At 45.8% G+C, this 14900-nt stretch carries 9 protein-coding genes; 4 read left to right on the top strand and 5 right to left on the bottom strand.

Annotation, left to right across the window (positions count from 1 at the left end):
• Positions 1–54 precede the first annotated feature (54 nt).
• Complete coding sequence (locus I8J31_RS07225) at positions 55–813, bottom strand: sulfite exporter TauE/SafE family protein (RefSeq protein WP_199467624.1); 759 nt, start codon at positions 811–813, stop codon at positions 55–57.
• A 132-nt stretch (positions 814–945) separates the two neighbouring features.
• Here I8J31_RS07225 and I8J31_RS07220 point away from each other — a divergent pair, with 132 nt between their 5' ends.
• Both I8J31_RS07220 and I8J31_RS07215 read left to right on the top strand, forming a co-directional pair.
• Positions 946–1071: a LysR family transcriptional regulator gene (locus I8J31_RS07220; protein ID WP_199467623.1), complete on the top strand. Its 126-nt coding sequence runs from the start codon at positions 946–948 to the stop codon at positions 1069–1071.
• 12 nt (positions 1072–1083) lie between these two features.
• Positions 1084–1806, top strand: coding sequence for a LysR substrate-binding domain-containing protein (locus I8J31_RS07215; RefSeq protein ID WP_199467622.1), 723 nt, complete (start codon positions 1084–1086; stop codon positions 1804–1806).
• A 67-nt stretch (positions 1807–1873) separates the two neighbouring features.
• On the opposite strand, the gene I8J31_RS07210 is transcribed toward I8J31_RS07215, so the two are convergent.
• From I8J31_RS07210 to I8J31_RS07200, 3 genes are all read right to left on the bottom strand, one after another.
• Positions 1874–3157 carry an ABC transporter substrate-binding protein gene (locus tag I8J31_RS07210; RefSeq protein WP_199467621.1) on the bottom strand — a complete coding sequence of 428 codons (1284 nt, stop codon included), beginning with the start codon at positions 3155–3157 and terminating at the stop codon, positions 1874–1876.
• 2 nt (positions 3158–3159) lie between these two features.
• A complete protein-coding gene (locus tag I8J31_RS07205; RefSeq protein ID WP_199467620.1) occupies positions 3160–6111 on the bottom strand; it encodes a putative bifunctional diguanylate cyclase/phosphodiesterase in 2952 nt (983 codons plus the stop codon).
• Positions 6112–6365: 254 nt separating this feature from the next.
• A complete protein-coding gene (locus tag I8J31_RS07200) occupies positions 6366–7250 on the bottom strand; it encodes an EamA family transporter (protein WP_199467619.1) in 885 nt (294 codons plus the stop codon).
• Between the two features lie 201 nt (positions 7251–7451).
• On the opposite strand from I8J31_RS07200, the gene I8J31_RS07195 reads away from it, so the two are divergent.
• Positions 7452–8327 (top strand): MYG1 family protein, encoded by an 876-nt coding sequence (locus I8J31_RS07195; protein ID WP_199467618.1) that lies wholly within the window; start codon positions 7452–7454, stop codon positions 8325–8327.
• 854 nt (positions 8328–9181) lie between these two features.
• Positions 9182–10105 carry a HEPN domain-containing protein gene (locus tag I8J31_RS07190; protein ID WP_199467617.1) on the top strand — a complete coding sequence of 308 codons (924 nt, stop codon included), beginning with the start codon at positions 9182–9184 and terminating at the stop codon, positions 10103–10105.
• Positions 10106–10442: 337 nt separating this feature from the next.
• Here I8J31_RS07190 and I8J31_RS07185 read toward each other — a convergent pair.
• The coding region (locus I8J31_RS07185; protein WP_199467616.1) for an RHS repeat-associated core domain-containing protein at positions 10443–14900 on the bottom strand (4458 nt) is incomplete at its 5' end.

The following is a 14900-nucleotide window of genomic DNA, read 5'->3' as shown; positions in this document are numbered from 1 at the left end:
ATTTAGTACATATTGGTTGAGAGAGTAAAGCTCGTCAAAGCCACTGTATTTTAGCTAAACCATCCCCAATCCCATTCTGCCGATTAGAAAAACCAACAATACCAAGAATACGATTCTTATAAACTCACTGCCGTATCTTAACGCTAGGAAAACGCCGACGATGGCGCCTAGTATGTTGCAGGCTGCGACGAGTATACCGATCTCCCATAGGACGTTACCGGATGGTATGAAAAACAAGAGTGCAGCAGTAAAGGTGCCCATGTTGATGAGTTTTGCAGAGGCGGAGGCGTTTAAGAAGTCGAAGCCGAAACCTCTAACAAACAGGAAGATCAAGAAGCTGCCACTGCCGGGGCCAAATACGCCGTCGTAGTAGCCAATCAAGCCTCCAAAAATAACGCCTTTGGCTATTTCTCTATGGTTTATCTTGAGCTCTTTGTGCGTCTTACCTAAATCTTTTTTCACAAAGGTATAGATCGCCATAACCACCAGCAAGAAAAACACCGCGACTTGCATGATGTCTTTGGGAATGAAAGCAATGGATTTGGCACCGAGGTAAGAAAACAAAAACGCGGCGAAGGCGGTTGGTATCATGATTTTCCAGACCAGCTTCACTCGTTTAACGTAACGAAATATCGACGATAAAGTACCCGCCCAAACCGCCATTTTATTCGTCCCAAACACGGTCGTTAAAGTGTGTTCAGGTAAAGCGTGTAACAAGGCTGGCATGAGTAGTAATCCACCTCCGCCAACCGCTGCGTCAATCAAGCCTCCACAGAATGAAAAGAATCCTAACGCGAATAAATCCACCACCATGACTTCCCTACCCTCTAGACAAAATAAATCCGCATTCCCTGTGAATACGAAACGTCTAAAGAAATTAACCCGCTAGAGAATTCACTAAAAGTAACTTATATTAATCTAACTATTCATTTTAAGTGAGTTAATATGGAGCTTTCCCAGTTACGTATGTTTAAAGCCGTTACCGACCTTGGCAGTATCGCCAAAGCAGCAGAGCAACTGCATTGCGTGCCTTCTAACATTACGACGAGGATAAAAAACCTAGAAGAATAATTGGGTGAGCCTTTGTTTATTAGAAAAGGTCGTGGGTTAATGATTAGTCCATCTGGGACGGTCTTCTTGGAATACAGCAACAAGATTCTGTCGTTATGTGACGAGGCAAAAAGAGCAATCAGCCCCCATGCTGCGCCTTCTGGAAAACTCAGTATTGGTGCCATAGAATCCTCTGCTACCAGTCGATTACCTAAGCTGCTTACGGCTTACCATAGACAATACCCTTCGGTAAAAATCGAGTTTTCAACCAATACTTGGAAACAACTAGAAAGTGCAGTGATAAAGCATGAGCTAGACGGTGCGATTATCGCGGTAAAAAGCCACCACCCCGACTTGCATTGCGAGGAGATATATCAAGAAGAGTTAGTACTCATTGCCTCGTCTGCTTATGACGAGATTACCTCTGCGGATAGTTTGGTCGGTAAAAACATCTACATGTGGCCAGAAGGTTGCCCTTATCGTAACGCCTTAGAAGACTGGCTTTCAGAAAGTCAGGTGTCTGTTCCCGTCACCAGCATGGCCAGTTATGGAACGATTTTAGGCTGCGTGAGTGCTGGCGCTGGGGTTTCATTGGTGCCCAAAGGTGTCTTTGAACAATTCAAACTGATTGGCGGTATTAGTGGCTACTCATTCGAGCCGTTAAAACCGATTCGTAATTACTTTATTTGGAATAAGGAGACAGGGCATCACAGCGCCAAGGATGCCTTTTTAGAGATGATTAAATCTGAGGTTTAAAACTTGGCGCGTCTCTGCATTATAAGAAACCGATGCCTACATTTTCGCATTCCATTGCTTTTTCCTATTAAGACTGATGAACAAACGCGGAGCTTTCCCTATAAAACTTCTCGGCACCTTCTCTAGGGGTAAAGCGTTTAAAAGCGACTTCGTGGGCGATATTTTGCAAGCTGATGGCGATTTCTCCTGCTTCGGCCGGTGGCGGTGGAGGCAGATCTCCGACAAAGGGTTTGAGCTTGCTGATGTACTCAACCGTTCTACGACCCACATCATCGAGTGTCGGCATCAAGAAGGCTCTTATGCTGTCTGAGGCCGGAATCCCTCGGTCTAGTCCCAATACTTGTGCCGCTTCAGGTGCAGTAACAAAGAAGTTTACAAAATCTACCGCTTCCTCAGGGCTCTTTGTATTGGCTCCAATCGACAACATTTGTGAGGGCTTGTAATAATGGCCCGGAGGGCTATTTAAAATAATAGGAAAGGCTCTTAAGGCTAATGGACTCTCATAGTGTTTTTGATAATTCAACAACATGTTTGAGTGGGCAAAATCGATGGACGAATAGCCTAATACCAAAGGAGAGGTTTCAATAGAATGTTTCTGCAATACTTGAATATCGGGTGGTACACAGCCTTTTACGCCACGTATTTGCGCCCACATGGCAAACCATTCCGTCATATCTGCCACGGAAAAACCCAACCCACCATCACGACTGTATAGGCCTTTTCCCCGTTGCCGTAACCAGTTATTCACCAGCTCTTCATTGCCACTGCCATCTGATGTGGCATAGGTATTTGGCATGTTATTCTTATTTGCATAGGCCTCACAATGATCAATGAAATTATCCCACGTCATGTCAAATCCTGGGCTGTCTAACGATAAGTCATTCCACTTTTTCGAGGCCACGACCATAGCGGCGGAGTTGATCCCTAGGTTAACCCCATACAGTTTTCCATTGACGCGACACGAGTCAATATTTGCTGCACCAAAGGAGTCTAGGTTTAAGCCCTTGTTCAAATACGAGTCAAGAGGCAATAACGCCTTATGCTCGGCATAAAGCTTAAGGTATCGAAAGTCCATTTGAATGATGTCTGGGGTACGGCGAATAGCCACTTGCGTGGTAAAGTCTTGCCAATAATCCAACCAATCATAATGCTTAGGGTCCAGTGTCACGCCTATCTGTCGCTGTTGATAAAGTTCGATGACCTTGTTTGTCAAAGCCGCCCGGTTATCCCCTCCCCACCAATTAAATCTGAGGGTGGTGTTTTTCGCCTCTAAAGCAGGCACCCACATACTGTTCGCGAGCAATGCCGACGCACCAAGAAACTGACGCCGAGAAATTAGGTTATTTTTCATCGTTATCTTCCTTTTTCTTGTTCATTATTAAGGTGAGGATGGGAGGCTTCTATAAAGTCTAGGGCGGCCTCAGGTGTCATTGGTCTAGCAATAAAATAGCCCTGTAATTGCGAGCAACCTTCTTGCTTTAAAAACGCCATTTGGACAAGTTCTTCAACGCCTTCGGCAACGGATTCAATGTCGAGGCTTTTACAGATACCGCATACCGCATGAACCACCGCTTGGCTGTCTTTAGAGGTTAGTACATCACTGACAAAAGATTTATCAATTTTTATGCGGTCAAAATGAAAACGACGCAAATACCCTAGGCTCGAATAACCTGTGCCAAAATCATCCAACGCGATTTTGATCCCTAATGCTCCAATTGACGACAAGGTTTTTAAATTGGCGTCCGTGTCTTGCATCAAGATGCCTTCAGTAATTTCCAGTTCTAACCGCTCTGGTGCTAAGCCCGTTTGTGACAAGGCGCTGGTCACATCGTCATATAAGGATTTGGCTAAAAATTGCACAGGCGACACATTCACACTAACTTCAATATCATCAGGCCAAGTGCTGGCTTCGTAACAGGCCTTCAACAGAACCCATGCACCGATACGAACAATCAAGCCGGTTTCTTCGGCAATGGGAATGAACTCGTCAGGAGAAATATAACCACGGGTTTTATGGGGCCAGCGCAACAGCGCTTCAAAGCCTTCTACACGGCCGCTTTCTACTCCCCATTTAGGTTGAAAAGCCAGCTCTAGATCATCGTTATCTAAAGCATTTCGCAGTTCAATTTCCAGTTCCCGTTTCGCTTTAGTATGCTGTTCCATCTCAGGTTGAAAAAAGGCAAATTGATTGCGACCTGCTTCCTTAGCATGGTACAGGGCTAAATCGGCTGATTTCATCAATACGCTGGCTTCTTGACCATCCTCTGGTGAACATGCAATACCCACAGACATGCCAATGATGATACGGTGGCCATCAATCTCATAAGGCATGCGTATGGTATCAATCATTGTTTGCACCAAGGCTAATATTTCAGCGGTTCTGAAAGATGCTTGAACTAATATCGCAAATTCATCACCACCTACACGATAAACATGCGTATGCTCTGGTAGATTCATCTTTAATCTTTCTGCTACTAAGATTAAAAGTTGGTCTCCTATCGGATGACCTAAAACATCATTTACCCCCTTGAACAAGTCCAAATCCATAAACAATAAGGTTGTTTGAATAGACGTTTTTGGCGTAGCCGAAGGCGTTAACAGGCGATTAAAATCATCCAAAAACAAACGCCGATTAGGCAGTTTTGTTAAGGTGTCGTGATAGGCTAAATGCTCTATTTGCTCTTGCTGACGGCGTCGATGAGTAATGTCATCGTGCACAGAAATAACACCGCCTTCGGTGGTTTTTGCCGTACGAACAGAAATGATTTTTTTCTCTCCTTGCTCTCCTTCCTGTTGCTTTTCTAATAGGTAAGACTGCTCTTCCATATCTGGCATTTTTGGAATGATCACAGCCCCCCGTTGATTACAACTACGTAAAATATTGCGAAACGGGGTGCCCGGCAAAACGTCTTTTTCTTCTAACTCGTACAAATCGGTAAAGCGCTGATTACAGATTAATAATTCGCCGTTCACATCCGTCAAACACAAGCCTTCAGGGATGTTTTCAAACGCCGCCGATAAACGATCTAATTGGGTTTTTATTTTTTCTTCCGACTCACTGAGTAAGCGTTTTCTGGCACTCGCCAGTTCAAAAATAAGCGCGTCAAAGTGAAAGGCTAATGTGCCCAGTTCATCGTTTCGAGAGAGTAAGTAGTGGGGCATGCGCTGATCCAGTTCTTTCGAACTACGCAGGGCTAAGACAAAGTTTTTTAGGCTTTCAATCGGACGAATTAACCTACTCGACAATACCATCCCAAAAATCAATAGCACTATGATGGGAATGGCAGTGATATAGATAAGCGTTTGACGAGACGCTTCAAGTGTTTCATAAGTAAGCGTTCGTGCTTGTTTATAGCGAAACCTTGCTTCATTTTCTACACCATTCAGTACAGAAGACAGCGCGAGTCCGGTACGGTTTATCGCTAAACGTGTGATGATGGTGCCAGAATAAAATAACATAGTGCGTTGCCAGATATCATGCACACCCTCATCAGATAACATTTGCTCTGCAAAGACAACAAACCTCTCCTGCACGTCTGCCGATATCAGTGGCGTACCATCACTAAAGGTATAACGTTCGGCCCCCACTAGATGGCGGCGGATGTTCTCAAGGTCTTCTGTATTATGCTCAATGACCGTCATGCCTTCGGTCACCAAGGACGACGAATGAGGATGAACTTTTAAGCGTTGAAAAATATGATTAAGGCTACTGCTTATCAACTCAATGAGAACCAGTTCTTGCCTGTCAAGCCAAGCATCGGCAGTTACCCCTAACATGGCAATATGCTTTTTCTGAATGCCGTCAAGATCATCCAAAAGGCCTTGTGCCTGATGAGTGGCGATCTTAAATTGTATTGAAAAATCCGTTTGTAATAAGGTTTGCACATCACAAATATGAGTCAAATCTTTGAACGCATTACGAGATTCATCAAGCGATGACGACAACTTACGCTGGTGCTCCTGTAGCCCTAGTTGCGCCAAGAATTCAGACAATTCATCCATCGTTTGAAAGTCTTCCATGACATTATTCTCAGAGGCTTCTCGATGTGAGCCGTCGGCTAGCTTGCAAGCATGAAGTAAATCTAACGAGCTATTCGTTAAATCATACATGGCATTAGAAGCACTGATGGTTTTCGTTAACAATGGCAGATAGGTTTCTGTTGTGTCAGACACAGACGAAAAAACCGTATCGCTGAGCTTGATACCAACCCAACCGACAACGCCAATAATACAGGCAACAAATAAAGCAACAGAAAGTACCTTAAACCTGAGGCGACTCGTGAACGATGTAAAGATGGCAATCAATCAACTCTCCCTCATCCAATAGCCTGAGCATCAACCCTACATTTCGCTATAACACGCCATTTCTCGCTGACTAAGTTACACAAACATATGGACGACATTATTTTTTTGAAAGACCAAAGAGAATCAAGCAGTGATCTAAAACATTAGTTATGACTAATATCTTAGATCACTCGCTCAAATCGTATGTGGAATATGGGTAGAAAAAGGTTACCGGATGTATTCTTTAGTGGTGTTACAGTAGGCGAGCTAGGAAACTAGGTGTGCTTTCCCTCCTGTCTGCTGTTCATTGTCGAAGCAATAATAGCAACCAGAATAATAACAATACCGACCCAATTCATTGTCGTCAGTATCTCATCAATCAGCAGATACGCGGCAATGCCCGCGACCAGAGGGTCTAACATGCCGATAATGGTGGCTGGTAATGCCTCTATGTGTTTTAACCCAAACATCAGTAACCAATAGGGCAACACAGTAGCAACCACAGCAATAAAGGCAATTTGCAGCAGGTTGTCATCGGTATAGTTGACCTTATCTACCGTTAAAAAAGGTAAGGCAAAAAGCCAAAAGACCGAACTAAATAAAAAGGAGTAAAAAGTGATTGAATTGGTTGAAATTCTGCGTTTTTGGCATTCATTCCCCAGCAGGTTATAGATAGCAAAAGCTAAGCCACATGCAAGCCCATACATAACCCCATAGTCCATAGAAAACAGCGCTTCACCACTGCCAGTCAATAATAAACAGCCGATGATACTGGTCGTAACCACACAACTATCAAACAGTGAAAACGACCTTTTTGCGGTAATTAAACCTATGACCATAATAAAAAATGGCGCGGTATACTCCAACGTAATAGCCGCTGCTACCGTCGTCAGCTGTATGGCAAGATAAAAGGTAATATTCACCAAGGTAAAGGCGACAGCCACGCCGACGAGTAATAAAAAGTCGTCCTTTTTAACTCTAAATGCCTTGCGGTTTGAAAACGCAAGGAAAAGAAAAAATACTATGCAAGCAAGAATAGTACGTATTGCCGTCAGATCTATTGGCGAAATGTCTGACTGAAACAGCACTTTCGCTACCGCCCCAGCAATGCCAAATATCACCGCCGCCAGAGTAATCGCACCGAGTCCGTATAAGTACATACGATTGACGTCCTTTTTCTATTTGGAAACCAGCTATTTTATCACGTCGATCTTTCTCATGAGATAACAAGACCCAGTGGTTACGCATCTTTATCTTGGATATTCTCAAATGAACGGTGTCACCCGTCATAAAAACCCCGTAAAATCGCGTTTTTTAGTACCTGTGTGCTGTTCAATGAAACCCACAAAAGAGACGACAAAATGACCGAACAAGTTAAAGTAATCGCAACGCACAATGGCAATTTTCACGCAGACGACGTATTTGCGGTAGCGGCGCTTAAAAGCATTTTTCCCTCTATAGAGTTAATACGCACACGAGACTTAGACGTCATCGCCACAGCCGACATAGTATTGGATGTCGGTGGCATATACGACGCAGCAACAGACCGCTTTGATCACCACCAAAAAGGCGGCGCAGGCGCACGAGAAAACGGCATTCCGTTTTCCTCATTTGGGTTGGTTTGGCAAAAGTACGGCCTAGAAATATGCGCAGGTAATCAAGAAGTCACCCATTCATTGGATAAAAATCTAGTATCAGAGATAGACGCCATCGATTGCGGACACGTAGAAGGCGTGCAAACCGGTGTCAGCCTGAGCCAAACCATTTCCATGTTTAACCCTACATGGCAAGAAGAAGGCGATTTTGATGCCTGTTTTGAGGAAGCCGTCGCCTTTGCATCACGCATTTTAAATCGATTTATTGCCGCCGCAAGCGGTGGTGTAAACGCAAAAACCATCGTCGCCAACGCCATCGAAAAAGCCGCTGATCCAAAAGTCATCGTGCTAGAACAATACACACCATGGAAAACCACCGTACTTAGGTTATCGCAAGACGCCTTGTTTATGGTTTACCCGTCTCAAACAGGACAGTGGCGCATACAAACCGTGCCCGTTGAACTTGGCTCATTTGAAGACCGCAAAAAACTCCCAGCACCATGGGCAGGATTGTCCGATAAAGAACTGCAAGACGTCACCGGTTTAGACGATGCCATGTTCTGCCATAACGGCTTGTTTATCGCAGGCTGTGAATCGTTTGAGAACACGATGAAAATGGCAGAAATGGCGTTGGAATATTAGTCTTTTAGTTTCCATTCAAACGCTTTGGATTCCTAACCTTTATTCCGCTCTTTAATTCAGGGAAGGCTTAGCAGGCTTAGTTCCTTCCCCTTTAACTAAGGGGTCGAACACCTTTTCGAGCTGATAACCTTCGACTCTTCTACTGAGCTTAATAGAAAAGGGCTTTGACCCCGACGGTCGGGTTGCTGGTTTAGTGGTTTCCATTCAAACGCTTTGTACTCCTAAACTTTATTCCGCTTTTTAATACAAGGAAGGCTGAGCGAGGTTTTTTGTATCCGTCAGATAAAATGCCTTCCACTCGATTGCTTTGTATTCCTAACCTTTATTCCGCTCCGCTGAGCGGGTAACTTTTGTCCAGAGCCACAAAAGTAACCAAAAGGGCTCTTATCGGACTTTCAGCCCAAAACGTGTCATTAGCTTTATTTAACGCAAGGTTTAGCAAGACGTTCGATAGAGTAAGGTATAGAGTGGTTTTTCATTTTCTAGGTGGGATCTTTCTTAACGGACTCGGAAACTCCGAGTAGTCGCGCAACCCTGTTGCGTCGAACGGACTTTCTCAACGTTGATGATCCTGAAGGTGTCAATAAGTGATTAGGGGCGCGCAATCCGTTCCTGAATTGAAGAGCCGTCGAAGGGACTTCTTCTGGGCTACTATTCCGTAAGTAAGGACGACAAATTGGCTAGGTTTCTTCCCCTTTTGTCTTTGTAAAGGGAAGACGGAAGATGGGGTTATCTCTTTGTTTTGTAATTGTAAAAGTTATATTTTTGATTTTCCATCAAAGGGGCTGGCATATCGACATATGAAAAATAACCATTATCATAGCCATGATAGGGAAATAAGGTAACATACCATCATGAGAACCAACTTCGATCACCTCACCCTGCGCCAACAACTGAGTGTACCTATTATTTCCAAGGTGCTGCTCGATGAGATGGACACGTATTTGCTGGGCAAGACCAGTAAGAAAAAGCATTTTCGCATTTTAAAAATCGTTTTGTTTGGCAGCCAAGCCAAGGGCACACAGGTCTACGACCCTGCCAATGGCTATGTGAGTGATTACGATGTATTGGTGATTGTGAACCAAGAAGAATTGGTGGAAGAGTTTGACATCTGGAACAAGGCAGAAGAAAAAATCGAACGCCGTATCGGCCGACCACTGGGCTTGATCGTGCACTCCATACACGACATCAACCAACGCCTACACGAAGGCCAGTACTTCTTCAAAGACATCCGCGAAGAAGGCATCGAAATCTACGCCTGTGACACGCGAGAACTCCCCCGCCCCGGTAATTTAACGCTAGACGAACAAAAAACCATTGCACAAAAGCACTATAATCAATGGTTTGAAAGCGCAGATGGCTTTTTAGAAATTTTTTGGATGATGATAGAAAAAGACCTATCCAAAAAGAAATATATAAATCTCGCGGCCTTTAACCTACATCAAGCAGCGGAACGTTTCTATTCTTGCACCCTATTGGTTACCACCAATTACCTACCCAAAACCCACAACATCGAACTCCTGCGCTCCTACTGCATACGTCAAGACCCGCGCTTCATCGAGCAATTCTCCCTCGATGGCGTCGCCCAAACACAACGCTTCCAGAAACGCAGCTTCCAACGACTCAAACGCGCCTACGTGGATTCCCGTTATTCCGAACACTACGAAATCACCGAAGAAGAACTCAACTGGTTAGCGGGTGAAGTGGAAAAACTGAAAGACTTCACCGACACCCTGTGTCAAAGCAGAATAAACCACTTGGTAAATGACGACGCTTAACCCCGTCATTTACCAACTACTTATTCCGTAAACGGCTTTCCATTCCGCTGGGTACCGGGTAACGCCATCAAAGCGCGCCACCCAATGCGAACTTCTCCACCAACAAGAAATCCGCAGCAGAAAAGAATGTTTTTTTAATGCGCCCCCCAAATTTGTGGGTTGCCATACGGGTGGGTAATATTCATCAAAAATGGCTTTAACGGAGTTTTAACCAAAAAAAGGCTTAATTGGAGCAATCCGCTTCAGTTAAGCCTTTCCATTTTATAAGGAGAGAAGCGCATTTGGGGTCAGATAAAAACAATGTCGTTTTTCATCTGCCCCCAAATTCGTGCATTATTTAAACGCCACAATCAAATTTTTGAGGCGTCCATGATAACGCAGCACATGCATAATTCTCTGCGTTGTACGCACCAATTCCCCCCTCTGATTTTTTGTAAGCGTCTTTGTCATAAAATTCATTACTGTCTTCTGGCCCCCCTTCATCTGGGTGCATTCCATTGCCGTTCCCATTACTAACTAGATGTATTGCTTCATGAATAATAAGCCGTGTTAAAACCTTATCAGCTATTTCTGGACTACTAAAAACCTCAGGATCGAACTTAATAAGGGAAAGATCTCTTGAATCTACCTGAGCAGATCGACCATCTCTTAAAGGCACTACAGTGTATTTTGTGTTATCTGATTTTAGCTTAGCAATTGCCCCCCGAACGCTATATTCAATTTGCTTAAGGTTTACCTTGCCATCCCGATAATCGTTTCCAAAATAGCGTCTAAGGAATTCGTAGCCGTAGGTTTCATCATCTTGTTTTGCATGTCTAACATAAGTTAACAACTTTTCTAATCTTGCTATCGCTTGAGTTTTTTTCTTAAACCACGCGTCGTCTTGCTGCTCTTTACTCAATGGCATCCCCTTAGTCCCGTGTGCACTCTCATCGATTGGCCCAACAAAAGGAACCTTAGCCCCTAATGAGGAAGAGGATGATTCAACCATTGATGCTCCAAGCCCAACTGCTACAACGGCTACTCCAGCCCCTAATGCTACCTGAGAGGTAGTAAAAAAGGCCGTGCCAGCGGCAACAGCGGCAGCCGTCCCCACACCAGCCGTTGCAACAGTCACGGCAACTATAGCGACCACTACAAGTACCCCAATAGCAAATGCCTTCCATGACCACTCCCCATTCGGGTCCACCATGGTTAGCGGGTCATCGGCACCATACAGGTAAGGGCTATGGTATTGCGCCGCCGGGTCTGGGGAGATAAAGCGGCCGATATCCGCGTCATAATAACGGTGGCCGAAGTAGCTTAGCCCCGTGCCGCTGTCTCTTTCTTTACCGGCAAATTTGGCGCGATAGTTGTCCATGCCTGAGCTCTGGTTTTCTACCATCTTGCCAAACGGCGTGTATTCCACTTTCGACAACACACCACCACCGGCATTGGTGACCATGGAGGTACTGGCCACCTGGTCACGATGGAAGTATTGGAATTGCCCTTCTACTGGCACCCCAGCACCATTCGTACCAGCGGTTAAGGCGGCATAGGCCGGGGTAAAAACATTGCCCAAGGTACATAAGCACATCACACCGACTAGGCAGAAGCGACTCAGGCTGGGAGCTTGGTACCAATCGCGCTGTAATGGGGTATCCCAATGGCGCGCCCGAGTACGGGATAACCAACCATAGGCCACTAGGCGAATGAGGCAAGCGTGACGGAACTGACCCAGTACAGAGTCTTTGCCGGCACTGCGCAGCAGTTGCAGGACAAGGTAAATAAAGAGACCTGACACCAAGCTCACCCAGAGTAAGGTGGCAATAATGCGAGCGCCTAAATTGTTGTGGGTCAAAATCAAACCCACTCCGGTAAACCATTGATCCAGTTGCGCCAAGGAGGTCGGCATAACAGAAGCATACGCCATGCCGGTGTGCAGCATAATGCGGTCTTCTACCGTGTTGTAAGCCAGACCTTGGGTACGATTCACTGTTTCGGTTCGTGCCGCCACTCCGGCTAGGTAGTTGGTGTAGCTTTTGTTGCCTGTGGCTTCATCCACCACCACTTCATACAAGCCCGGTAAGTAATGGGTCGTACGCACCAGTGCCCCATTGGTATAGTCGCGCTTGATAACGCGGTTGTTGCTTTCGTTATAGGCAAATTCATTCACCGTCACGGCCGCACTGCCTGTGCCGCGGGTGACTGAGATTAAATTGCCATTGCCATCCCAGTGGTAATCGAAGTGCCCTGCGGCGCTGGTCTTGCTAGATAAGTAGCCAGCATCGTCGTAACGGCGCTCAACCTTAGACCCATCCGCGTTGGTGACGGTCAAGAGTTGATGTTTTTTGCCCGTATCGTAGCCGTAGGTTTGATCGTTGTAGGCGGTGCGGTTGCCCGCCACATCGTTGCTTATTGTAATGTCACCATAAGCCCCTGACGCCTGCACCAGATGACCGCTGTGGTCATAGGTAAAATCTTGATCCAGTCCGGCGTTGTTAAGGTCAGTAACCGCAGTCAGTTTATTGGCGCGATTCCATGTATAACTACGCTGTAACAAGGGGCTAGATGCATTAGCAACCTCAGATTCCAATAAGCGTCCAATATCATCAAACACCCTCGTCTCGATGATGCCATTACCATAGGTAACACTCTTAGCTTTACCATTTACATGGAAATTTTGATAATTAACCAATATGTCCTGAATGTTATTTTCTGTCGAATTAACCGCGTAGGCGTAGTCCACACTGGTCAACAAGTTGTTGCCCGCTTGCCCATGGTTAAAGGTGGCAACACTGCCATCCGGGTAGGTTAGCGAGGCCAATTGGTCCATCGCATCATAGGAAAACTCGATAAGATGGATATCCTGGGCGTCTCCTCCAATACCGCCTGAACCATCTACATTCACGGTATAAAAGTGCATAGTTTTAAGCCCTTTTAGAGTGTAGCGATAAGCATTTTGCACAACCACTTGACCATTCGTTGTGACGCTTGTACCAGCGAGTCGACCGAATAGCGATATACTTAACTTTGGCGTGTCTTGATAAGAATACGTGGTCTCAGTGGTATCATTTTCGTATTGCGCGACCTGCTTAATAATACGACTACGAGCGTCATAAGTTCGCCTTACCGTTCGTCCCGTGGCGTCGGTTTGTGAGCTCAAACGACCGTAACTATCGTAGGCGTAGGTCATGGTGCCGGTTTCTGCGCTGCTATCGCTGAGCTTTTGCCCCAAGCTGTTGTAGGTAAAAAGGCGCTGTTGAGCAAGCGGGTCGGTGATTTTGGTGACTCGGTTCAGCGGATCATATTCATATCGGGTAATACCGCTTGATGGCCCGGTTTGAGCTATGACTTTACCCCGTGTATTGTGCTGCGTTTTGTAGGACACCTGACCACCGCCAGTGGGCGATTCCATTTTTTTAATTATGGCTCGGTCATCATGCAGGTTGTAGTCATATTCTGTCGCTTGGCCATCAAATGACGACTCTACACGGGTTAGGCGGCCATGTTCATCATAGGTATATTGGTTGTAGGCGCCGCGGTCTGCGCTACTGTTTCCAAGGTAGGCGAAATAAGCTTTATTGACCTGCCCCTTGTGGTTATAGGTTTTATCACCTGTGATGGTGTATTGCCAACTGTCCCCAGGTTTATAAGCTTCGAATGCGGTGCCCATGCCATCGTACAATTTTGTGCTAGCAGGCCAGCTGCTCACCACGTCATTATTCCAATCTTTACGATGGCGCGTTATCACCTCAATTCGGTCAGTTTGTGTGGGTGATTTCTGGTAGGTCATGGTCGCCATGGTCACCAAACTCGTATCATCTGGCCCAGTTTGCTGGATTTCGATCACCCGACCAAATTCGTCCAGAATGGATTTGGATTGGAAGCCCTGTGGGCTGGTTTCCAGTATCCGCAGCCCGGTTCCTGCATCGTGTTCAAACGTTGAGGTAAGGGTTAACCCTGCCCCGATGGATTTTTGCTGCGTTACAAAGGTATGGGTTGCATCATAAGTTAGCAGGGTAACTAAGCCAGTCATTTGGGTTTGGGTGAGTACGTTGCCATACTCATCGTATGTGGAGTAGGTACCAAGCCAATGACCGCTGCTATCCGTTGAGGTGGTTTTGTCCAAATACACGCCTTTTGACGTAACGTTCATCCGCTCATCAAAGCGAAAATACTGCCAGTTCAAATCCTTGGTGCTGTCCCATCCGCTCGCCGCCGTAAAGCAATTGCCCCCATGCCAAGCGGTTTGCTTGATATAAGTGGCGAAGGAGCGTTTCCACCACTGATCGTCTGTTGCATCAGCAAACTGATAGCAGCGGGTATAGGCTCCATCGCCAGCCGCGCGTTGGGCATCGCCATCGTACGTCACAGTAATAGGCTGACCATTACTGAGGTGAGGTTGAAAATAACCATTACGGGTCATGAGCGTATAATTTGCTGTGCCCATGGTGTAATGGTGCTGCAATTTATCATCTAAGAAGACTCGATGGGCGCCATTAGGCAGGTTCTCGCAGTGGCCGTCATAGGCACCAGTGACACCACGCTGGCAGCTATGGTAAGCATACTCTTCTATGCCCATCAGACGTTGGCTGTCCGCCTCCCGAGTGGTTTTATTCAGTAAACGACCGGTCAGAGGGTAACTAACCGAATGGGTTTGCGTAGTTTCTGTGTTGTGCTGTTCATCGGTGATGACTAAGCGCTTAAAGCCTTGCCAGCCGCGATCAAAATCCGCTATGGCTTCTTCATACTGGTAGGTAAACTGGTAACAACCAGTGTCTATTGTGTCGCTGTGATCATCATTGATGGCATC

The organism is Marinomonas transparens (genome assembly GCF_016463975.1).
Classification (GTDB): domain Bacteria; phylum Pseudomonadota; class Gammaproteobacteria; order Pseudomonadales; family Marinomonadaceae; genus Marinomonas; species Marinomonas transparens.
Note: the sequence above shows the minus strand (reverse complement) of the source record. Positions and strands in the feature narration are given on the sequence as shown.